The following is a 20,889-nucleotide window of genomic DNA, read 5'->3' on the forward strand; positions in this document are numbered from 1 at the left end:
GCTCCGGTGCGTAGCCTTGCGTACAGCGCAGGGCGATGCAAGTAAAGAAAGCGGCGCGTGTGCGCCGCTTTCTGCCTTCACATCAGGCCACGATGTCGCTCAGTGCTGCCTGGCCAACGGTGCTGACCTGGAAATCTGCCGAGCCATGCCCGGAGAAGTCCACCGACAGCAGGCTGTTGCCACCAGAGTTGCTCAGCACCGCATCACCCGCCGCGCCGGTGAAAGCGCTGACGAAGTGCAGACCCGCACCTTTGGTGATCCCGGTCAGGTCGATTTTGTCCAGACCGCTGACAAAGTCGAGGATCTGATCGATCGCACCAGGCTTGGAATCGGAACTGGCAGCGAACACAAAGGTGTCCGAACCCGCGCCGCCCCACAGCTTGTCGGCACCGCCGGCGCCCCAAAGGATGTCGTTGCCTGCACCACCCTTCAGTTCGTTGGCTACGCTGTTGCCAATCAGCAGATCGTTGCCCGAACCGCCAATCGCGTTCTCGATGGTGGCGCCCTTGGCGATGGACACGTTGCCCACCATGCCGCCAACGTCGGAGAACGAGGCTTCATTGAGGTTGATCTTCTGGTTCTGGGTGAATCCCGAGAAGTCCAGAGTATCCTTGCCGCCCGCATCCCAGACCGAGAACACCACTTTGTCGGACGACGACGAGGCGCTGAGGAAATCACGCCCGGCGTTGGAGTTGAAGCCGTAGGTGGTGTCGCCGGTACGGGTGGTGAGGTTGGCCCCGTAGAGTTTCTGGATCGCTGCGATGTCATCCATCAGCGGGCCGGAGGAATAAGCTTCCACGCCGCCCTTGCTGAAGTTCTGACTGGTGTTGTTTTCGCTCCAGTAGCTCATGACGCTGTAACCGCGGGTGTCTTGCCCGTAGGAAGCGTCGTTGTAGGTCGGGTTGCCATTGCCGGCGTTGTAGTCGCCCGGATGCGCGAGGCCCAGCGAGTGGCCGATCTCATGGGTCAGCGTCTGACGGCCGTAGTTGTTCAGCTCCGGGTTTTTGTTCTGCGTGTAGCTGCTGTTGATCAGGTACCACGAGGTGCCGTCATAACCGGCGCCGGACCCTGGTAGATAGGCGAACGCTGCCGCGCCATCCTGGCCGCCACTGTAGTTGCCGAAGGTCATGTGGCCGTCACCGCCGGTAGCTTTCTCGGTGAAGGTGAGGTTGGCGACATCGGCCCAGGATTGCATGGCGAGCTTGGCCTGGGTTTGCTGTTGAGTACTGAACTGACTGAACCCGGAGATCCCGTGCTTGTTCATCGTGCTCGATGAAGCAGAAGTCAGGAACGTGTAGGTGAGTTCGATCTTGCCGCTGCCGTCCTTGTCCTGGTAGGCAGCGCCGTCGCGCAGCAACTGAGTTGCGGCCTGGTCGACGGAAAAGGAGGGTTTGCCATTGACCGTGAGGTTGCCGCCGCGATCATACTGATGGCTGAAGCTATTGATCTGGTTATACGCCGTACTGGATGCTGCCAGTGGTTGCGGCGCCGCGCCCAGCAGAAAAGCCTGTTCGGCGGTATCAATAGCGTTCGTTTTTATTTTCGACATAAACACACTTCCTTGTTTAGCAAATGGAACAGTTTTTGTCAGATAGCAACAACCCCTGGCGAGATTGTCCTATCACTCGCCCAATGAAGGCGTAAGAAACCTGACACAATTTGAAATCTACCGTCTAGTGATTTTTCGATATCAAATTGAACTGTCCCGGAAAAGTCCCGTAAACAAAGGGTATAGCGCCGAAAGATTGTCGTAAGTTTGGTACCTTTGCCTAATTGTCTGACGATTTTCTATTTAAATATTAAATAGCGCTAAGTTGTTTTTTGTTGGTCACGTCTCACTTTTCAGACTTATCAATGCAAGTGCCAGTGCATTGATATCACCTACTTGAAACATCATTCCCCCCCTTTGTAGAAGCTGACGAGTGCAGCCTTTTGCACTCGTCAGCTTCTACATATGAACCGGATTAGCTACCGGTCCTGATCTTGTTCCACACCCGCGTACGAATCCGGTCGATATTCAGCGGCATGGCTTCGAGCGCGAACAGTTTGCTCATCATTTCCGGGCTCGGGTAAACCTTGGTGTCGTTCTTGATCGCCGGGTCGATCAGGCTGTCAGCCTGTTCATTGCCATTGGCGTAGTGCACATGGTTGCTGATGCCGGCCATTACATCCGGGCGCAGCAGGTAGTTCATGAACGCGTAACCGGCCTTTTCGTCCGGTGCGTCGGCAGGCATGGCAACCATGTCGAACCAGATCGCCGCGCCTTCCTTGGGAATCGAGTAACCGATCTCTATGCCGTTCTTCGCTTCCTTGGCGCGGTTTTCCGCTTGCAGGATATCGCCGGAGAAGCCCACCGCTACGCAGATGTCGCCGTTGGCCAGGTCGCTGGTGTACTTCGATGAGTGGAAATAGCTGACGTACGGCCGCACCTTCATCAGCAAGGCCTGGGCCTTTTTGTAGTCTTCCGGATTTTGGCTGTGGTGCGGCAAGCCCAGGTAGTTGAGGGCTGCGGGCAACAATTCCGGGCCGTTATCGAGGATTGCCACGCCGCACTTCTGCAGTTTCTCCATGTATTCGGGCTTGAAGATCAGGTCCCAGGAATCCAGTGGCGCGTTGTCGCCTAGTACTTCTTTGATCTTGGCGACGTTATAGCCGATACCGGTGCTGCCCCACAGGTACGGGAAGCCGTGTTCATTGCCCGGATCGTTGGTTTGCAGGGCTTTGAGCAGCACGGGATTGAGATTTTTCCAGTTCGGTAGCTGGCTCTTGTCGAGTTTCTTCAGCGCCCCGCCCTGGATCTGCCGCGCCATGAAGTGGTTGGACGGGAACACCACGTCGTAGCCGGATTTTCCGGTCATCAGCTTGCCGTCGAGGGTTTCATTGCTGTCGTAGACGTCGTAGGTGACGCCGAAACCGGTGTCCTTCTCGAAGTTTTTCGTGGTGTCCGGCGCAATGTAGTCGGACCAGTTGTAGACCTTGACCGTCTCGGCCGCGTGACTGAGTGAGGCGACCAGCAGCAGCGGCGCCAACGCGAGGGTGTTCTGGATCATGGGCGATTCCTGTAGGGGTTATTGTTGTTTGGCAGGCAATCAAAGATCGAAACAATCAGAAAATCAGGACGTAGCTCTTGCGCACGGTTTCCTGGATATCCCAGATACCAAGCGTATTGGCCGGCAACATCAGTGCGTCGCCACCTTGTATGTGCAGGGTTTCGCCGCCGTCCGGGGTGAACGTGCAACGCCCGGAAATGAAGTGGCAGAACTCTTGCGCGGTGATCTGCCGGCGCCAGCGCCCCGGCGTGCATTCCCAGACGCCGGTTTCGACGCCGTCGTCGCGCTCGACACTGGTGGTCGAGGCAATCGCTACCGGCGTGCCGAGCGGTACGGCCACGGGATTTGATTCTTCCAGTTGCAGGCTGGCGGTGTTTTTGAATTGGGTGATGCTCATGGCGTTACCTGTGGTTGGGGAAAACGAGGTTCAGTGCATGAAACCTTCCATGAATCCGGCCACGCGACTGGCGAGTTTGCGCCGCCACGGTGCGGTCGCCGGATTGGCCAAAGTCTGGTCTTCGTGGACGAAGCTTTTGATGATCGCGTTGTAACCGAGCCAGCGGCACGGCTCCGGTTCCCAAGCTCTCAGTGCGTGAATCCCGCCGTCCGCCAGCACCCACGGTTGCTGCACCAGCTCGGTATCGCGCTCGAGGATCAGGTCGGCCAGGGTGCGGCCGCCGAGATTGCTCGCGCCAACGCCCTCCCCGCCATAACCGCCAGACAGCGCAATACCATTGGCGCGATCGCAAAGCATGTGCGGCTTGAAGTGCCGCGACATGCCGAGGTTGCCGCCCCAGGCGTGGGTGATCTGCACGTTCTTCAGTTGCGGGAACAGTTCGCCGAACAGATAGCGGCGTAGTTGCACTTCGTCCTCGGTCAGGTCGAAGTTGTGCCGCAGCTTGCCAGCGAACTGATAGCCGCCGCGCGCGCCGAATATCAGGCGATTGTCGGCACTGCGCTGGCCGTAAGTGACCTGGCGGCTGAACTCACTGAAGGCTTGGCCGCGATTGAGGCCGATTTCATCCCAGGTCGCCGGTGACAGCGGCTCGGTGGCGACGATCAGGCTTTGCACCGGCAGTTGATAACGCCCCAGCGGCGGCGTGGTTACCGAATAGCCTTCGACTGCCGGGACAATCCAGCGACTGCGCACGCTGGCTTTGTCGGTGCGCAGGCTGCCGGCCTGCCAGTGCGTTACCGGGCTGTTTTCGTAGATCTTCACCCCCATGCCCTGCACGGTGCGGGCCAGGCCGCGTACCAGTTTCGCCGGGTGGATGGTCGCGACGTGCGGCGCGTAAATCCCGCCGTAAGGCTTGGCGATGCGGATCTGCTGCGCCAGTTGCTCGGGACTGAGCCAGCGGTAATCGTCGTCGGTCAGGCCTTGGGCGTGCAGTTTGTCGAGGTAGTCGCGTAGCGCGGTTTCCTGCTCCGGATAGCGTGCAGCGCAATAGAGGACGCCGCCCTTGCGGTAATCGCAGTCAATGCCTTCGCGTTCGAGGACGATCTCTACTTCGTCGGGGATGCTGTGCAGCAAATCGAAAGAGGCGCGGCGTTGTTCTGGTGACAATCCGGCGAGTAGACGATCCTCGCCGAGCAGATTGCCCATCAACCAACCGCCGTTGCGCCCGGAAGCGCCGAAACCTGCGGTTTGCGCTTCGATGATGGCGATATCCAGGCCGGGCGCGAGTTTTTTCAGGTAGTACGCGGTCCACAGGCCGGTGTAGCCGGCGCCGATGATCGCCACATCGACGTCCAGATCGCGCTCCAGCGTCGGGCGCGCGGTCAGCGGCTCGTCGAGTTGATCCATCCATAAACTGATAGTGCGCCACGCCGACATGCCAGACCCCGCCAATCCATTCTACGTTGGCGTCGATCCTAGTGCGTCAGATCAAGGGCTGTCTTGCGCGCGTGTCCGCAAAGAAATTTGTTTGGCGTAGGCCTTGGGGGACTGGCCGGTGTGCTGGCGGAAACAGCTATAGAACGCCGACAGCGAGTTGAAGCCGGCAGCGAAAGCCAATTCATCGATGCGCAGCGGCGGCGTGGCGCTGTCGAGCGAGTGCAGCAAATGCTGCAGGCGCGCCTGATTGACGTAGCGGTAGAAGCTCTGGCCCAGCACTTGATTCAGCAGGTAGGAAATCTGATTGCGGCTGTACCCGCACTCCTTCGCCACTCGCTGCAGATCAAGCTCCGGGTCGAGATACGGTTGCTGTCGCTCGAAGTATTGCTGCAGATCCTCAGCCATGAAGCTCAATTGACGTGGCGACAGGCCCAGCCGACTGACTGCCGGGCGCTGACTTGGCGCCGTCGGGCTGGCGGATGGCGCTCGCACCAGTGAAGCGTACTCGTTAACGCGCCAAATCAAGCCGTCCTTGACCGTGATCGCCTCACTGGAACGAAACGACACCAGGCCGTTACCGCCACGCAACGTCACCTCGTATTGTATGAACGCGGTATTGCCATCGAGGCGAATGCGGTCGCAATGCTCCAGCGCTTCGTCCGACTCGCGCGGCATGCTCACGCGCACGTATTCGCGTAACTCAGCGAGTCCGAGCACGCGGTTCTGGAAGAAATCGTTGTACTGGATGTCCGGGTGATACAGCGCCATCACGCCGTCCAGATCGCGGTGTTTCCAGCACAGGTGATAGCGCATCACTGTTTCGCCCGTGGCCCGGGTTTGTTGCGGGCCGTCATCATCGGCGTGCATAACATGGCTCGGTGAAAAAAACCGAGCTTGCCCAACTTCGGCGCGCGCAGCAACGTGCAATCGATAGTGGCTATTTGGTTGGGAATACGCTGTACGTGATGTACATCAAAAAAATCCGCTCAATCGCCAAATCGACTGAAAAATCTCACAGGAAATTCACATCCGGATGCTATTTTTAATGGCAATCACCGGTTGAGCCAATGAAGGCTCTTCCCACCTACCATGAGCAAACGGAAGCGCTCGATGAAGAAGGCGGGCAACACATGAATAAAGGCTCAAGCAAAGTCACGTTTCCCAACGCTTGCCAGCTGATGCGCTGGCATTTTCATCCCGTGGGATTCGAAGCCACAATGGACGCGCCGGGCAGTATGGTTGCCCGTCTGTTCGACCGTGCCAGCGGCGAGACCATGATCGCCATCGCCGGCATCCCGTGTGCCACGGTGATGAATGCGGCGGATGTCGAACGGATAATTGAAGCCGTTGAGGACGAGCTGGAGACGTTTATTCCTCCAGCAAGTCTCAGGAGTTACGCATAAGATCTTGATTTACAAATAAAAGCCCGCTTGATGCGGGCTTTTTTGTGGGCGCAGGTTCAGGCAGTTTTCTTCTCGGGCCGATGGTCGGCGAAGAATGCCTTGCCTCCCGCCACCCGGTCAGAGGCGCGCGGCATGTTCACCGCTTGGGTGTCTTGCGGTTCGACATACCAGTAGCAATGGCTGACTGCGCGGGTGATGCCGACGTAGGCCAGGCGCAGGATTTCGTCCTTTTGCGCACTGTCGTACGGTTCGCTGTCGCCGGCCTTGCCCAACCCGGCCATGCGATAGACCTGGTTCTTGTACGGTGAACTGGTCAGGTGCTGGCAATCGCCGAGCAGGAATACTGCGTCAGCCTGTAAGCCCTTGGCGCTGTGATAAGTCAGTTGTTTAAGGCGTCGGGCGTCGTACGGCAAGCTCGAATCCACATTAACTACCGACTGAATATGCTGTTCTATCAACAACTTATCGCTGCTTTTTCGATAGAGCATCAAGATTGAATCGCCGCGATTGTAGTGTTCGGCCAGGCGCTGGCCAAGCGCCTGGTCATCACGCTCCAGCACGCTGACGGGATGCAGCGGCTTGTCCTCCCCACTGGCCTTGGCCTTCTTGCCAGGAATGGCGGGCACCGCACGCACTACGTGTTCTGCCGCATCAATGATGTGCTGATGGCTGCGATAGTTATCGCTGAGCATCACCCGCGTGGTGCTCGGCGAGGAAAACTCCTTGTTGAACTCCATGAAGTAGCTCGGCGAACTGCCGCGCCAGCCGTAGATTGACTGCCAGTCATCGCCGACGCAGAGCAGCGACGAGCGTTGCGCACCGCGCCCGACATGCATGGCCGGGCCACGGCTGCGGATTTCCGCGAGGCTGGCGCGAATCCACGAGACGATTTGCGGCGACACGTCTTGAAATTCGTCGATCATCAAGTGCGACATCGGCCGTAGCAGCTCGTCGCTGAGCAGTTTGAGGTTCTCCGGCGAGTGCTCACTGAACAACGCGAACATGCGGTTGTAGGTCATCACCGGCGGTTTCTGGTCGAGCAGATGATCTTCCAGCGCGCGCCAGAACAGGCTCAAAGCTTCGAAGAAAAACCGGTCCGGGTCGTCTTTGGCGAAGGTCATGCGGCCAACGGCGTCCGGTACGTCCAGCCCGAGGTTTTCGATGAAGCCGGCGGCGGCGACAAAACAGTCGAGCAGCGGCGCGGAGGCCAGCTCACCTTTGACCTTGTAATCGAAGCCCGGACCGGCGCTGGCGTCGCCGGCCAGAGAGGCCAGAACACGCTTGGACGACTCGTAACTATCCATCCAAATCAATGGCTTACGACAGAAAGCTTGAAACAGGGTGCGCTTGACGGCCCATTCTGCGCGAACCGTCAGCTTGGCGTTCGGGCGGCAAATCTGCGCGTTCTCTCGCGGATCGAAACCGAGCACTACCCACGCATCGAGACTCGGGATGTAGCCGTGGCTGTGGAATTTCGCGCCGTTGATGTCGAACGTCTGGCGTTTGGCTTCGATGCCTTTGACTGGCCAGGCACCGGCACGCAGCCACAGGTCCTCGATCACATCGCAAAGTTCTTCGTCGCGCTTGGCCGCCAACTCGGTCACCGCCATGCGTTTTTGCACGTCCGGATGATCGCGCTCCAGCTCTTTGAGCTGCAAGGCATGCCGGGACAGCGGCTGGATCAACTGGCGAAATCGTTCATCTTCACTGTGCAAGCGGTGATAGCAGGCATTCAGCTGCTGGCGCTGCGCGTCATTGATCCGCAGGTCGAACGGATTGCTGTCGACATCTTCGTCAGCGCCAGGCGCTCGCAGGCTGAGGTTTTCGAAAGCCTGCAAACGCTCGAAGCCCGGCAGACTGCGCACCATTGGCAGAATGCGCGAATGAAAAGTGCGCACCAGTTCGCGCGCCTGTTTTTGGCCGAGCGTGCGCCCCCACAATGCGAACAGTTCGATCAGCTTGTTGATGAAGTCCTTGCGCGACTCGCGGGTGAAGGTCACCACGGTCATCGAATCGAGTTCAAAGCCCAGATAGTGGGTCAGCAGCAGGATGCGCAGCACCAGCGTGGTGGATTTGCCGGCGCCCGCCCCGGCGATCACCGAGGTTGACGGCGTGTCGCTGAAGATCATCTTCCACTGCGCAGCGCTGGGCTGAGCGTGGGCCGGCAGCAACCGGGCGACGTCGACTTTCATGCGTTTTTTCAGTTCGGCGTTAAGCGGCAGGCGCCAGTCATCGAACAAATGGTTGTCGATGCCCGGCGGCCGATGCTCAGTGTTGCGGCTATCGCGAATCAACAGAACCTGGCGTCCCTCCTCCAATCCATCGAGCTTGCCTTCCTTATAGCCGTAATCGACCCCGGCGGTGTGTCCGCTGCGAAAGCCGTCCGCCTGGCCATGCAGCCACGACGCACGGTGCTGGGCGCGCAAGCGGGTCAAGCCATGTCCAAAGAACCGCGCTGCCATGCGCTTGAACCAAGGCATTTCGGATAAAGGACGAAGTTCGGGAGGAAGATCGGGGGTGTGCTGCGCCACGCTGACGGACTCCGGGGTTGAGGCTGTTGACGGCTATGGTGTCCGCATTTGCTTTTGAGTTCTAGCGAAATGCTTACAGGTCATTGGTTTAGGCGATGAACTGAATGTCGGCTGAGAGCGTTTTGGGTTGCTTTCACATCAACCAATTCGATCAGAATGCCGCACTTTTTACGCTTTTTGTCGATCTATGACTGATGGAAGATGCTCGCCATCAATCACCGGTTTCGCTTCGTGGCATCAGGCATCTACGCCCCATGACGGACCTTTTGAGGAGACGATCATGCTTGAACTCAGACCTTTCAACACCTTGGGCGGCGCCCATCACGGCTGGTTGGATGCCCATCACCATTTTTCGTTCGCCGAATACTACGATCCGCAGCGCATGAACTGGGGCAACCTGCGCGTATGGAATGACGACATCATCGCCGCCGGTACGGGCTTCCCGACTCACCCGCACCGCGACATGGAAATCATCACCTACGTGCGTGAAGGTGCGATCACTCACCAGGATAATTTAGGCAACAAGGGCCGCACTGAAGCCGGCGACGTGCAGGTCATGAGCGCTGGCACCGGGATTGCGCATAGCGAGTACAACCTGGAGTCCAGCGAAACGCGGATCTTCCAGATCTGGATTCTGCCGACCGAAACCGGTGCGCCGCCATCCTGGGGCGCCAAGCCGTTTCCCAAAGGTGAGCGCGAAGGTTTCGTGACGCTGGCCAGCGGCAAGGACGGCGATGATCAAAGCCTGCGCATTCGTGCCGATGCGCGACTGGTGGCGGCCAACATCAAGGCTGGGGAAACTGCCGAGTATCGTCTCGATGCCGGGCGTCGTGCGTATCTGGTGCCGGCTACCGGAGTGATTGAAGTCAATGGCTTGCGTGCGCAAGCTCGAGACGGCGTTGCGGTGGCTGATGAGCAAGTGCTGACGGTTACGGCCATTGAAGACAGCGAAATCGTGCTGGTGGATCTGGCCTGATCCGCTGAATCCAAGCCACAAAAAAGGGCGACCGTCATGGTCGCCCTTTTCTATTCAGCCCGGATTTACTTCGCGCTGATCGCGCCGTCCACCAGGGTTTGCGCTTCGGCCACCAGTTGCTTGAGGTGGTCGTCGCTGATGAAGCTTTCGGCGTAAATCTTGTAGATGTCTTCAGTGCCCGACGGACGTGCGGCGAACCAGCCGTTTTCGGTCATGACTTTCAGACCGCCGATGGCTTGATCGTTGCCCGGTGCGTGGCTGAGGATGCTTTGAATCTTCTCGCCCGCCAGCTCGGTCGAAGTCACCTGCTCTGGCGCCAGCTTGCTTAGCAAGGCTTTCTGCTCAGGGTTGGCCTTGGCGTCGACACGCACCGAGAACGGTTCGCCCAGTTCAGCAGTCAGCGCGTTGTACGCCTGACTTGGATCGCGACCGGTGCGTGCAGTCATCTCGGCAGCCAAAAGGGCTGGAATCAGGCCGTCCTTGTCGGTGCTCCAGACGCCGCCGTCCTTGCGCAGGAACGACGCGCCGGCGCTTTCTTCGCCGCCAAAACCCAGCGAGCCGTCAAACAGTCCATCGGCAAACCATTTGAAACCAACCGGCACTTCGTACAGACGACGGCCCAGACGCTTGGCCACCCGATCGATCAGACCGCTGCTGACCACGGTTTTACCGATGCCCGCATCAGCGCGCCATTGCGGGCGGTTCTGGAACAGGTAGTCGATAGATACAGCGAGGTAGTTGTTCGGCGCCAGCAGGCCACCGGATGGAGTGACGATGCCGTGACGGTCGTGATCGGGATCGCAGGCGAAAGCAACGTCGAAGCGTTCTTTCAGACCGATCAAGCCTTGCATCGCGTGGCTGGACGACGGGTCCATGCGGATCTGTCCGTCCCAATCGACGGTCATGAAGCGGAACGTCGGGTCGACCTGCTTGTTCACCACGTCGAGATCGAGGCGGTAATGCTCGGCGATTGCCGACCAGTAACGCACCCCTGCTCCGCCCAACGGATCAACGCCCAGACGCAGTTTCGCGTCACGAATGGCATCGAAGTCGATGACATTGATCAGGTCGGCGACATAGGTGTTGAGGTAGTCATGCCGGTGCGTGGTGCTGGCCTTGAGCGCCTGCTCGTAGCTGATGCGCTTTACACCCGCCAGTTTGTTGCTCAGCAACTCGTTGGCCTTGGCTTCGATCCACTTGGTGATATGGGTATCGGCCGGGCCACCGTTGGTAGGGTTGTATTTGTAGCCGCCGCTTTGTGGCGGGTTGTGCGACGGGGTAATCACCACGCCGTCAGCCAGGCCGGTCGTGCGGCCACGGTTGTAGCAGAGAATGGCGTGGGAAATTGCCGGCGTCGGCGTGTATTCGTCACCTTCGGCAATCATTACGGTCACGCCGTTGGCCGCGAGTACTTCCAGGGCACTGGCTCCGGCCGGAGTCGAGAGCGCGTGGGTATCAATGCCGACAAACAGCGGGCCGGTGATGCCTTGGGCTTCGCGGTACAGGCAGATCGCCTGGCTGATGGCGAGAACGTGCCATTCATTGAAACTCAGCTCAAAGGAGCTGCCGCGGTGGCCGGAGGTGCCGAATGCCACGCGCTGGGTGGAAATCGAGGCATCGGGTTGGCCGGTGTAGTACGCCGTAACCAGTCGCGGGATGTCGACCAACAATTCTGCCGGTGCCGGTTTGCCCGCAAAAGGACTGAGAGTCATGCAAAACCTCTGAAATAGAGTGATTCAGGAAATTACGCAGCAGTTTACTGGCAGTTTGACCGCAGTGCGATGGGATCTATCCGACGCATGCCGGGTGTTTTTGCGGGTCGAGCAGCGGGGCCAGCCTGAGCGCGTCAGCGAGCAGCCCGACAAGTATTAACAACTCGTGCTCGCAACTGCCAATCGCGCTCAGGCGCATATGCTGCGCATACAGCCCTTGAGTGCTGAACAGCTCCCCAGGCGCGATCAAGACATGTTGCTGCAACAGTCGCTGGAACACCGCGCCCATTGCGACCGGGCGCGCAGATCGCAGCCAGATAGTCGCGCCGCCCTGTGGCTCGACGATGTGTAACGCATCACCCAGACGCTCACGCAGTAACTCGATCAACAGCGTGCGGCGCTCTTTGAGCAGCCGCTTGAGCACCGGCAGATGCTGGTCGACGCGCCCGCTGGCGTACAACCGCGCGATGGCCTTCTGGCGGATCGGCGACAGGCGAAACGCGCGCAACAGAAAGTGCCGCTGTAAATCAGTGCGCCACTGGCGCGACAGGACAAATCCGTACGGCGCTTCTACGCCGATGAATTTTTCGAAGGTGGAAAACACCAGCAGCCGATCGGGATCCAGAAGATCACGCAGCGGTTGAGCGCTTGCGTCGTCCACCAGCTCGCCGTAGCAATCATTTTCAAGCACCCAGGTGCCATGACGCTCGAGCAATTGCGCAATGGCCTGGCGGTTATCTTCAGGTACCCGACTGCCATGCGGCATGTTCAATCCCGATGACAGCAGGATCAAGCGCACCGGTTCGGTGGCCAGCAATCGCTCCAGCCGCTGTGGGTCGAGCGCCCCGCTCGCTTGCAGCGGCAGTTCGACGACGCGTACCTCGGCCGACTTGAGCAAGCGCAAGATCACCCAGTCACACGGTGATTCGACTACAACGGTAGTCCTGCGCAGCTCAAGCACGGCGATCAGTATTTCCAGCACTCCACGCAGATCGGCCCCGATATAGACATCCTCGGCGTGCCAGCATCGAGTGGGTGATGTGGTGTAGCGGGCGGCGAGCAGTGTGCGCAGTTCCAGCTCGCCGCACGGTTGCGCGAGGATCTGTGGCTGGCGCGGATATTGTCGAATCAACTCCCGCTCGAGCATCAGTAATGGATTGTCCAGCGGCTGAATCGAAGCGGGATCGTCTGCGCTCAACACGCGCATACCCGGACACCTGGTGTTGACGTAGACCGTTTCCAGCAAATCGCCGCCTCGACCCGGCGGCATGACCGTCGTTACCGCTTGCGCGAAATAGCCGGACTTCGCCACTGAGTAGACCCGCCCCTCCTTTTCCAGAAGTGCGTACGCGTACTGAATGGTCGAGACCGACACGTTCAAGCGCTCTGCCAGTTGCCTGAGTGACGGCAGGCGCAGATCACCGTTTGCGGATGGCTCGCTGATCAATTGAGTGAGGTAGCGATACACCGCCTGATAGGCGAAGTCGTGTGCTCGCGACGCTTTCATATGCCCGCCTGCGCAGGCATGGCCGCGAGGCCGGGCAAGCCGCTCACGCTCAACCTTCCGCGGAACGGTCAGCCCGGCCCGCCTGTGTATCCGGCGCTGCTACCGGAGTTGTCGTCTGCTGATCCATGCGGATGGGCCCCATGGCATACAGTCGAGCAATCAACCGCACCGGCAAGCCACTGACGTCGGTCATCCATTGTTGCACTTGTTCCGGAGCGTGCAGACCTTGCATGGCGCGATGCAGGTCCGGCATCGCAACGAGCATCCCGGGATGGCAGGTGCGCAGGAAGCGCTCGAGGCCTGCACCGCCGTCAATAAATGGCGCAAACAACACGCAGACCATTTGCGACTCGCTGAGGCCAAAGTTTTTTTGCAGGGCAGATACCGCATGCGATCTTTGTTCGGTGAAGTCGGTCAGGGTGCCGAATGTCGCCAGAAAACGTTCGCAGATCTGCTCCGGCACTTGCTTTTGACGCATCGTGGCCAGACAGCCATGCAGATATTCAGAAGCGCCGGCGGCATAGGTGCGTCCGTTGACATGACTCGTCTGCAGGCCGTTCAGATAGGCGGCGATCATTGGATCGGGACATTCACCGACGCTCGGCTCGAGCATCAGCTCATCAGCCTGATACCCGAGAAATTCACTGAGCAGTGGCCAGCGCTCATCCATCTTGCCCACCACCATGTCATGGATGCCCACGTAACTGGTGCGCCGGCACGCTTCGAAATGCCCAAACGGGCGCCATGGCGTACGCTCGGATTCCAGATAAAACTCCCGATAGCAATCGCCCCCCAGGTTGTCCAGCAGACTGAAAAGCTCATCAAACCCGACAGCATGGCGTTGCAGACCACCAATCCCGGCTTTCTGCGCCGCCCGATCCAGACCGTCGAGAAAACGCTCCTGACTGGCCAGCGTATCGCTGGTGACCAATGCGTCTACACCGTTATTCCAGCGAGCAACCTGGCCGTAGAATTCGGCGGTCGCCAGATACTGCTCATCCCATAATTGCAGTGTTTCGCTCCAGTCCCTGCGATGGCCCACCATCAGCAAATTGATGCGACCGGCGTCGCGCCCCTCCTCGCTCATCGGCACCTGGAGATCGAACGGCAGAATTTCGCGGTGGTCCGCCATGAGCAATTCGACTCGCGGATCGTCGTACAGAAACAGCGCGCTGAAACTGCGGTGGATGTTGTGCAGCGCCGACGCCGGCATGCCGCTCCAGCGCAGCGCAGCGACTCGCAACTGGAAGGTCGCCGGTGCGCGTCCGGCGATGCTCAGCTGTGCAGCACGCAGCAGGGCCAGGCTGTAAGCGCTGTCACGAGTGCCGGATTGAATAGCCAGTACCTTGAATTCACCGATGCGCTCCATGCCGCCAGCGGCAACGGCCAGTCGCTGAATCAACAGCTGCAATGCCGTGCGTTCTGCGCGGGAAAAGAAACTCAGCAAACGTTGCAATACTTGCTGGTAGACATAGTTCATTGCCTGATCATGGATCGTGCTCATCGGTACTTCACCCGGTATAAAAAGTTTGATGTCGCGCCGCCCGCAGGACGCAGAGCGCGCAATCATTCATCAGTAAGTAATAGACGCTAAATGCTAACACTTAAGTTTTTGTAGTTATTTGAAACAGTTCAGTGCGAGTTTTTTCTGGTTTAACGTCAATACCGCGCAACCCCTTGGTTTCAAAGGGGTTCCAGAATGAAACAAACGGCCTAGGAAACTTCTTACAATGTCTCGCGCATAACGAGCACAAGAAAAAAAGAAGGGCTTACATGGCGGTCCTACAACTTTTAAACAGAAGTTTGGGTGCTGCTGAAAAATAGCAGATTGATATCGCGCAGAGCAATTGAAGTGCACAGCCATCGCTCATTCCTTGAGATGAAAGTAGTCGTTCAATTATCAGTGTCTGGAGGGGGATTAGAAGATACAGATCGAGAGCAAAAACCAGTTCAGTTGCTGAACTGTCCCAAGCGCCGGGCCCGGGATTCTCGTGGGTGACAGGGGTTATGGTACAGGAGAGTCCGTGGGGCCACGGACTCTGGTCGGGAGGATCAGGCCGGCTCGACCTGCAGGGCTACCCGCTCGCGGCATGGGCATTCGTCCATGTAGCGGTGGGCTTCAACAAACTCGTTGAAGGGGAATACACGAGTTTTCAGCGGCAGCAGCACACGATCGGCCGTCAACTGGTTGATATCGCGCAAGGCACGCTGCAAGGCGACGTGATCCTGAGTAATGCCCAGCTCCGGTTTGCCGGTGAAGTTACCGATGCAGTGCACGAAGAACTGAATGTTCTTCTGGAACGCTGCGCAGGCCGGGAAGGGTGTCTGGTTACCACCCTGCAAGCCATACAGGACAAGGCTGCCACGCGGTGCCAGCACATCGCCGAGCAACGACATCTGTGGGCCGCCGAGGCCGTCAAACACGACGTCGACACCACGGTTGTCGGTGATCTTGTTGATCCGCAGGAGCAGATCTTCCTCTTCGGTGACGATGACTTTCTCGGCACCCAGCGAAAGCAGGTATTCACGCTCTTCAGCGGTTTTAGTTGCGGCAATCACCCGCACGCCGAGCGCTTTGCCCAGCTGTACGAAGGATGGGCCGGCGCAATGACTGGCGTCGGTCACCAAGGCAAACTGCCCCGGTTTGACCCGTGCCAGATCGACATAACCGAAATAGGCGATCAACAACGGCGTGTAATGCACACTCGCTTCGATCGGGCTGAGCACGTCCGGATAACGGGTCAGCGCGGTACGCGGCAGAACGATCAGCTCGCCGTAAACCGGATAGTCGTTCGGGCTTTCGGCCGGGAAACTGGCAACCTTGTCGCCAATTGCCAGATCTTCAACGCCGTCACCGACAGCCGTGACCACACCGGCCATTTCATGACCAAGGCCAGAAGGCAGGCGAGCCTGGGACGAGGCGAGATTCTGACGCCAAAGCGTGTCGTACCAGCTGATGCCGATCGCTTCGACACGCACCTGCACTTCGCCAGGACCTGGCTGAGCGGCCGCATGCTCTTCGCATTTGAGCACCTCGGCCGGACCAAACTTGTGAAAACGGATCGTGCGGGACATCGCAAACCTCGTCAAAGTAACCTCTAATGCCCTGAACTCTATATGGGCTTTTCAGCCAAGACCATCAGTGGCTATTAATAGTCGACATGCCTGTCATTGATTCCGCAGCAAGGACGGCACTGGCAAAAATGATGAACAAACTGCTGCCGCCCTTTCAGTAAAGCTGAATTTTCCGGTGCAGAGTACCAGCCTTTACCCGTAAGATTCATGCCGGCCATTGTTCTCATATGGCCGCTCTCGTCAAGCTTGATGACTCTGCCAGGACTCCAGATGAATCGTAATGACCTGCGTCGTGTCGACCTGAACCTGTTGATCGTTTTTGAAACACTGATGCATGAGCGCAGTGTGACCCGTGCTGCGGAGAAATTGTTCCTCGGCCAGCCGGCGATCAGCGCAGCGCTTTCACGCCTGCGTGGTCTGTTCGATGATCCGCTGTTCGTGCGCACCGGGCGCAGCATGGAGCCTTCTGCCCGCGCGGTAGAAATCTTCGCCCTGCTCTCCCCGGCCCTCGACTCGATTTCCACGGCCGTCAGCCGCGCCGCAGAGTTCGACCCTGCGACCAGCACTTCGGTGTTCCGCATTGGTTTGTCGGATGATGTCGAATTCGCCCTGCTGCCGATGCTGCTCAAACGCCTGCGCGCCGAATCCCCCGGAATTGTTCTGGTGGTACGCCGCGTCAACTACATCCTGATGCCGGGCCTGCTGGCCTCCGGGGAAATCTCGATTGGCGTCAGCTACACCACTGACCTGCCGGCCAATGCCAAACGCAAGGTGTTGCGCCGCAGCGCACCGAAGCTGCTACGCGCCGATACCGTGCCGGGGCCGTTGAGCCTTGATGATTACTGCGCGCGCCCGCATGCGCTGGTGTCGTTCGCTGGCGACCTCAGTGGTTTCATCGATGAAGAGCTGGAAAAACTTGGCCGCAAACGCCACGTGGTGCTGGCTGTGCCGCAGTTCAACGGCTTGAGTACATTGCTCGCCGGCACTGACATTGTGGCGACCGTGCCGGACTACGCGGCCGATGCGCTGACGTCGGCTGGCGGTGTACGTGCAGAAGATCCGCCGTTGCCTACACGCACGTTTGAGCTGCACATGGCTTGGCGTGGGTCGCAGGATAATGATCCGGGTGAGCGTTGGTTAAGGTCGCGGATTCAGATGTTTTTTGGGGATCCGGATAGCCTCTAACCGTCGTCGGCAGGCTGTTCATCTTGATCATGCCTGCCTTTCACAGGCCGTGGGGATCGTCTATTCCAGACCACTAGATCGCCACACTCTATCGACCTGCAGCGTCGCGCTGCGCTACAAACTCAAGCTAGAGATTCGAACTTACCCTCATTGACCGCAGATCGTCGCAGTTCGAGGATCGTGCGCTCGTGCACAGCTCCCCACTCTCGCATGGCACTCACCACAGGCGCGAGAGAGTTACCCAGTGGTGTGAGCGAATACTCTACTTTGGGCGGGACCTCGCGATAGATTTCGCGATGAATAATCCCATCAGTCTCCAGTTCCCTCAGCTGGAGGGTCAGCATCCTCTGCGTGATGTCTGGTATCAGGCGACGCAGCTCGTTGAAGCGCTTCGTCCCTGACATCAGATGAAACAGTATGAGCGATTTCCATTTCCCCCCAATGACATCGACGGTAAACGCGACGGGGCAAGCGAAGGCCTCCATCTCATCCTGAGGATTGCATTTTTTCACTTTAATCACCTTGGTATAAAAAGTGTGCCTACAGCACAAAATTGTGCGTACTTACAAGAAAGTGCTGTGCACGCTAGCATGAATTCCATACCTGCCACTATGGAATCCGCCAGATGAGTTTGCTGCTGTCCCCTCATGAAATCAAAGGCCTTAAACTGAAAAACCGCGTCGTCATGTCGCCTATGTGTATGCACATGGCAGCGGATGATGGCTTCGTCACTGACTGGCACCGCGTTCATTACGGTGCTCGCGCTCTGGGTCAGGCGGCGCTGATTTTCCCCGAAACGCTGGCTATCCAGGCTGACGGTCGTATCGGCGCCGGTGACCTCGGTATCTGGAGCGATGAACACGTTGTCGGCTTGAAAGCGCTGACTGAACTGCTTCACGGCTTTGGTGCAAAAGCCGGCGCCCAGATCGGCCACGCGGGGCGCAATGCTGATCTGCCCGGTCTGATCCACATCGCGCCATCGGCGATTCCGTTCACGGAAACCAGCCCGGTGCCTCGCGAACTCGCTACGGATGAAATTCCGGGTTTGGTCAAGCTTTACGGCGATGCCGCACGGCGGGCCAGCGATGCCGGATTCGACGTACTTGAGATCCATGCCGCGCACGGTTACTTGCTGAGTGAGTTCCTTTCGCCGCTGGCGAATATCCGCGACGACGAATATGGCGGAGATGCCAAACGTCGCTATCGTTTCCTGCGGGAAGTGCTAGAAGAGGTCAAAACCCATTGGGGCGATCGCCCTCTGTTCGTTCGCATATCCAGTTCCGATTACGCCGAAGGCGGAAACACGCCTGAGTCGTTCCTTGAATATGGTCGCTGGATGAAAGAGCAAGGTGTTGACCTGATCGACTGCAGCTCCGGCGGAATCAAGATGGTCAAGGTGCAGACCTACCCGGGTTACCAGGTCCCGGCCGCTGAATTACTGCGTAATGAATTGCATATCGCTACAGGTGCTGTGGGTGTGATTCAGAGTGGGCGTCAGGCCGAAGAAATCCTGCAAAACGGCCGAGCTGATCTGGTGTTCGTGGGTCGGCAAATGCTGCGAGATCCATTCTGGGTTCGCACCGCTGCAGATGACCTGAAAGAAGTCATTGAGATACCTGCTGCCTACACACGCTATGGATCCGTCTGGCTTGATACCAAAGCGTGAAGTGCGTTTCGCATTAATCAAATCAATGATCACTGGAGCAACAACATGACCAAGCCTACTTACGTCCAGGAATACCAAGCTATTACTGAAGTGCTGAACAAATACATTGAGGGCTGCAAGCAGGCCAAGAGCAGCATCATGCAGCCCGCTTTCAGTGAACAAGCGACCATGTACAGCGTCAATGGCGACGGCAAGCTGGAGGGTGGCGCGATTCCGATTCTGTTCGAGGGGATCGACAAGGGCTTTCGCCCATCTCCGGACGCACCGGCAGCTATTGTCCGTATCGAGATCGTCGGCACTGCGGCTAGCGCTCGCATCGACGCGAATGACATGTCCGGTATCTCCTTCACCGACTTTTTCCATCTTCTGAAAGTGCATGGCAAGTGGACGGTGGTCAGCAAGATCTTCCACACCCACGTCGCACCTTGAATCTCAAATTATGAGTGAACGCATGAAAATTGCCTCCATCAAGAGCTTGTTTTTTGTCGCCCTGATTTCTGGTTTTGGCGCGATTGCTCAAGCAGATAACCTGCCAAGTGAGCAACAAGTCACCAGTGCAGTAGTGAGAAACCCTACGTATGTAGAAGAATATCAGGCGATCACTGAGGTGCTTAACAAGTACATCGAGGGTTGCAAGCAGGCCAAGAGCAGCATCATGAAGCCCGCTTTCAACGAACATGCGACGATGTACAGCGTCGGCGCCGATGGCAAGCTGACAGGCGGCGCGATTCAAACCCTGTTCGAGGGAATCGATAAGGATTTCCGGCCCTCCCCTGACGCCCAGGCCGCTATTGTCCGCATCGAGATCGTAGGCACTGCGGCTAGCGCTCGCATCGACGCTAACGGCATGTCAGGCATGTCTTTCACTGACTTCTTCCATCTACTGAAAGTCGAAGGCAAGTGGACTGTGGTTAGCAAGATTTTCCAGGCACATTGAAAGTTCGCATCAGGGCTGATCGCGTTCACCCTGGAAGAAGCCCCTCCACCTGATCACATTTTTGACGTACTCTGAACGCCTCTCACACACTTACCGCTTTAGAGCCAGGTCAAAGTGTTTTCGGGTTCCGGATAGCCTTTGAATTGATTCGTTGAATGCCACAGCAAAGCCCCGATTCAGGGGCTTTGTCTTTTTGCTGGTGCCCTACCTGAAGTTACAAGGACGTACTGATGTTCCCTTTGCTACAACTGCCATCTGCAAAATCCGTGATCCGCTCCTTTCAGACCCTGCTGCTGGCAAGTTTTATCTTGCTTGGCAGCGGCTGCGCGATCATGTCGAACAAATTCACATTGAAAACCGAGTTGCCCGCAAACTACACGGTCTCCGTTACCGCGCAGTACAGCGAATTGTTCGCAGGCGTGTGTTTTTTACCTGACGATTACAAGGGCGATCCGGAGCCTGACAAGAAAAGATTCAGCAGCGACCTCCATGCGACGCCTTTCACTTCAGAGTTCGAGGTGCCGGTCGGTTATACGCTCGAAGACTGCTTTATGGCACTCAGTGGCATTGAGTTCATGATCGAAGGGACGGACAAAGCCAACGGTAACTACTTCGACATTTCCACGGTTGAGCTAGACGTAGAGACTTACCTCAAGGAGGACGAAGAGCTGTCCACCCGGATTGACGAGCAGCTACTTCAAGTGCGTTGTCATTGGGAGGCTCTAAAGCCCGGCAGTCCCGCCAAGCGCGAACTTCAATGTCATGGACTGGACGCCAACGGCAAGGAGCGCGAGGGCCGGCGATTGGGCATGCTGAAAAACCGCCAGCTTCAAGGATTGACGTTGCGCCTGAAGGTTGAAGAGGACGAGACCTCCCGCAAACCTTAGCCCCGACAGCGCCAGCAGCGTTAATTTCAGCGCCAGACACCGCTAATGGCCAAGTGCCTGATGACAAATCTTGTAATAAAGATTAAGTTACCGCCGCCTCGGCCTACGGAAGGTCGGGCATTTCGC

At 57.9% G+C, this 20,889-nt stretch carries 18 protein-coding genes; 7 read left to right on the forward strand and 11 right to left on the reverse strand.

Features of this window, described 5'->3' with window-relative positions; translation table 11 throughout:
• Window positions 1-82 precede the first annotated feature (82 nt).
• The 5 genes from ACP7BN_RS00415 to ACP7BN_RS00435 all read right to left on the reverse strand — a co-directional run bounded on the left by ACP7BN_RS00415 (window position 83) and on the right by ACP7BN_RS00435 (window position 5,751).
• Window positions 83-1,549 (reverse strand): serralysin family metalloprotease, encoded by a 1,467-nt coding sequence (locus ACP7BN_RS00415; protein WP_426200778.1) that lies wholly within the window; start codon window positions 1,547-1,549, stop codon window positions 83-85.
• Window positions 1,550-1,964: 415 nt separating this feature from the next.
• A complete protein-coding gene (locus ACP7BN_RS00420) occupies window positions 1,965-3,050 on the reverse strand; it encodes a polyamine ABC transporter substrate-binding protein (protein WP_426200779.1) in 1,086 nt (361 codons plus the stop codon).
• A gap of 55 nt (window positions 3,051-3,105) precedes the next feature.
• Window positions 3,106-3,447, reverse strand: a complete 342-nt coding sequence (locus ACP7BN_RS00425) for a cupin domain-containing protein (RefSeq protein ID WP_426200781.1) — start codon at window positions 3,445-3,447, stop codon at window positions 3,106-3,108.
• Window positions 3,448-3,477: 30 nt separating this feature from the next.
• Window positions 3,478-4,884, reverse strand: a complete 1,407-nt coding sequence (locus ACP7BN_RS00430) for an NAD(P)/FAD-dependent oxidoreductase (RefSeq protein ID WP_426200783.1) — start codon at window positions 4,882-4,884, stop codon at window positions 3,478-3,480.
• 51 nt (window positions 4,885-4,935) lie between these two features.
• Window positions 4,936-5,751 (reverse strand): helix-turn-helix domain-containing protein, encoded by an 816-nt coding sequence (locus ACP7BN_RS00435; RefSeq protein WP_426200785.1) that lies wholly within the window; start codon window positions 5,749-5,751, stop codon window positions 4,936-4,938.
• Window positions 5,752-6,014: 263 nt separating this feature from the next.
• Here ACP7BN_RS00435 and ACP7BN_RS00440 point away from each other — a divergent pair, with 263 nt between their 5' ends.
• Window positions 6,015-6,287: a DUF1652 domain-containing protein gene (locus ACP7BN_RS00440; RefSeq protein WP_420650757.1), complete on the forward strand. Its 273-nt coding sequence runs from the start codon at window positions 6,015-6,017 to the stop codon at window positions 6,285-6,287.
• 56 nt (window positions 6,288-6,343) lie between these two features.
• Here ACP7BN_RS00440 and ACP7BN_RS00445 read toward each other — a convergent pair whose 3' ends face one another.
• Window positions 6,344-8,818 (reverse strand): UvrD-helicase domain-containing protein, encoded by a 2,475-nt coding sequence (locus ACP7BN_RS00445; RefSeq protein ID WP_426200787.1) that lies wholly within the window; start codon window positions 8,816-8,818, stop codon window positions 6,344-6,346.
• A gap of 280 nt (window positions 8,819-9,098) precedes the next feature.
• Between ACP7BN_RS00445 and ACP7BN_RS00450 the strand changes: the two genes are divergently transcribed.
• Entirely contained in the window at window positions 9,099-9,794 is a 696-nt protein-coding gene (locus ACP7BN_RS00450; RefSeq protein ID WP_426200788.1) for a pirin family protein, read from the forward strand.
• A 65-nt stretch (window positions 9,795-9,859) separates the two neighbouring features.
• On the opposite strand, the gene pgm is transcribed toward ACP7BN_RS00450, so the two are convergent.
• The 4 genes from pgm to ACP7BN_RS00470 all read right to left on the reverse strand — a co-directional run bounded on the left by pgm (window position 9,860) and on the right by ACP7BN_RS00470 (window position 16,088).
• On the reverse strand, window positions 9,860-11,506 hold the full coding sequence (gene pgm, locus ACP7BN_RS00455; RefSeq protein WP_426200790.1) for a phosphoglucomutase (alpha-D-glucose-1,6-bisphosphate-dependent): 1,647 nt from the start codon (window positions 11,504-11,506) through the stop codon (window positions 9,860-9,862).
• Between the two features lie 76 nt (window positions 11,507-11,582).
• On the reverse strand, window positions 11,583-13,013 hold the full coding sequence (locus ACP7BN_RS00460; RefSeq protein WP_426200792.1) for a PLP-dependent aminotransferase family protein: 1,431 nt from the start codon (window positions 13,011-13,013) through the stop codon (window positions 11,583-11,585).
• Window positions 13,014-13,062: 49 nt separating this feature from the next.
• A complete protein-coding gene (locus tag ACP7BN_RS00465) occupies window positions 13,063-14,517 on the reverse strand; it encodes a hypothetical protein (RefSeq protein ID WP_426200794.1) in 1,455 nt (484 codons plus the stop codon).
• 548 nt (window positions 14,518-15,065) lie between these two features.
• Window positions 15,066-16,088 (reverse strand): zinc-dependent alcohol dehydrogenase family protein, encoded by a 1,023-nt coding sequence (locus ACP7BN_RS00470; protein ID WP_426200796.1) that lies wholly within the window; start codon window positions 16,086-16,088, stop codon window positions 15,066-15,068.
• A 270-nt stretch (window positions 16,089-16,358) separates the two neighbouring features.
• On the opposite strand from ACP7BN_RS00470, the gene ACP7BN_RS00475 reads away from it, so the two are divergent.
• Window positions 16,359-17,273 carry a LysR family transcriptional regulator gene (locus ACP7BN_RS00475; RefSeq protein WP_426200797.1) on the forward strand — a complete coding sequence of 305 codons (915 nt, stop codon included), beginning with the start codon at window positions 16,359-16,361 and terminating at the stop codon, window positions 17,271-17,273.
• 122 nt (window positions 17,274-17,395) lie between these two features.
• Here the strand turns inward: ACP7BN_RS00475 and ACP7BN_RS00480 are convergent, their stop codons facing one another.
• Window positions 17,396-17,785 carry a winged helix-turn-helix transcriptional regulator gene (locus ACP7BN_RS00480; protein WP_426200799.1) on the reverse strand — a complete coding sequence of 130 codons (390 nt, stop codon included), beginning with the start codon at window positions 17,783-17,785 and terminating at the stop codon, window positions 17,396-17,398.
• A gap of 113 nt (window positions 17,786-17,898) precedes the next feature.
• Between ACP7BN_RS00480 and namA the strand changes: the two genes are divergently transcribed.
• The 4 genes from namA to ACP7BN_RS00500 all read left to right on the forward strand — a co-directional run bounded on the left by namA (window position 17,899) and on the right by ACP7BN_RS00500 (window position 20,763).
• Window positions 17,899-18,939 carry an NADPH dehydrogenase NamA gene (gene namA, locus ACP7BN_RS00485; protein ID WP_426200800.1) on the forward strand — a complete coding sequence of 347 codons (1,041 nt, stop codon included), beginning with the start codon at window positions 17,899-17,901 and terminating at the stop codon, window positions 18,937-18,939.
• Window positions 18,940-18,984: 45 nt separating this feature from the next.
• Window positions 18,985-19,368, forward strand: coding sequence for a nuclear transport factor 2 family protein (locus tag ACP7BN_RS00490; protein ID WP_420649784.1), 384 nt, complete (start codon window positions 18,985-18,987; stop codon window positions 19,366-19,368).
• Window positions 19,369-19,501: 133 nt separating this feature from the next.
• The gene (locus ACP7BN_RS00495; RefSeq protein WP_426201554.1) at window positions 19,502-19,876 is read left to right on the forward strand and encodes a nuclear transport factor 2 family protein; all 375 of its coding nucleotides are present in this window, start codon (window positions 19,502-19,504) and stop codon (window positions 19,874-19,876) included.
• Between the two features lie 230 nt (window positions 19,877-20,106).
• Window positions 20,107-20,763, forward strand: coding sequence for a hypothetical protein (locus tag ACP7BN_RS00500; RefSeq protein ID WP_426200802.1), 657 nt, complete (start codon window positions 20,107-20,109; stop codon window positions 20,761-20,763).
• The last annotated feature ends 126 nt before the right edge of the window (window positions 20,764-20,889 follow it).

Origin of the sequence: Pseudomonas sp. TWP3-1 (genome assembly GCF_049896625.1) — a bacterium.
In the GTDB taxonomy this organism is placed as follows: Bacteria; Pseudomonadota; Gammaproteobacteria; order Pseudomonadales; family Pseudomonadaceae; genus Aquipseudomonas.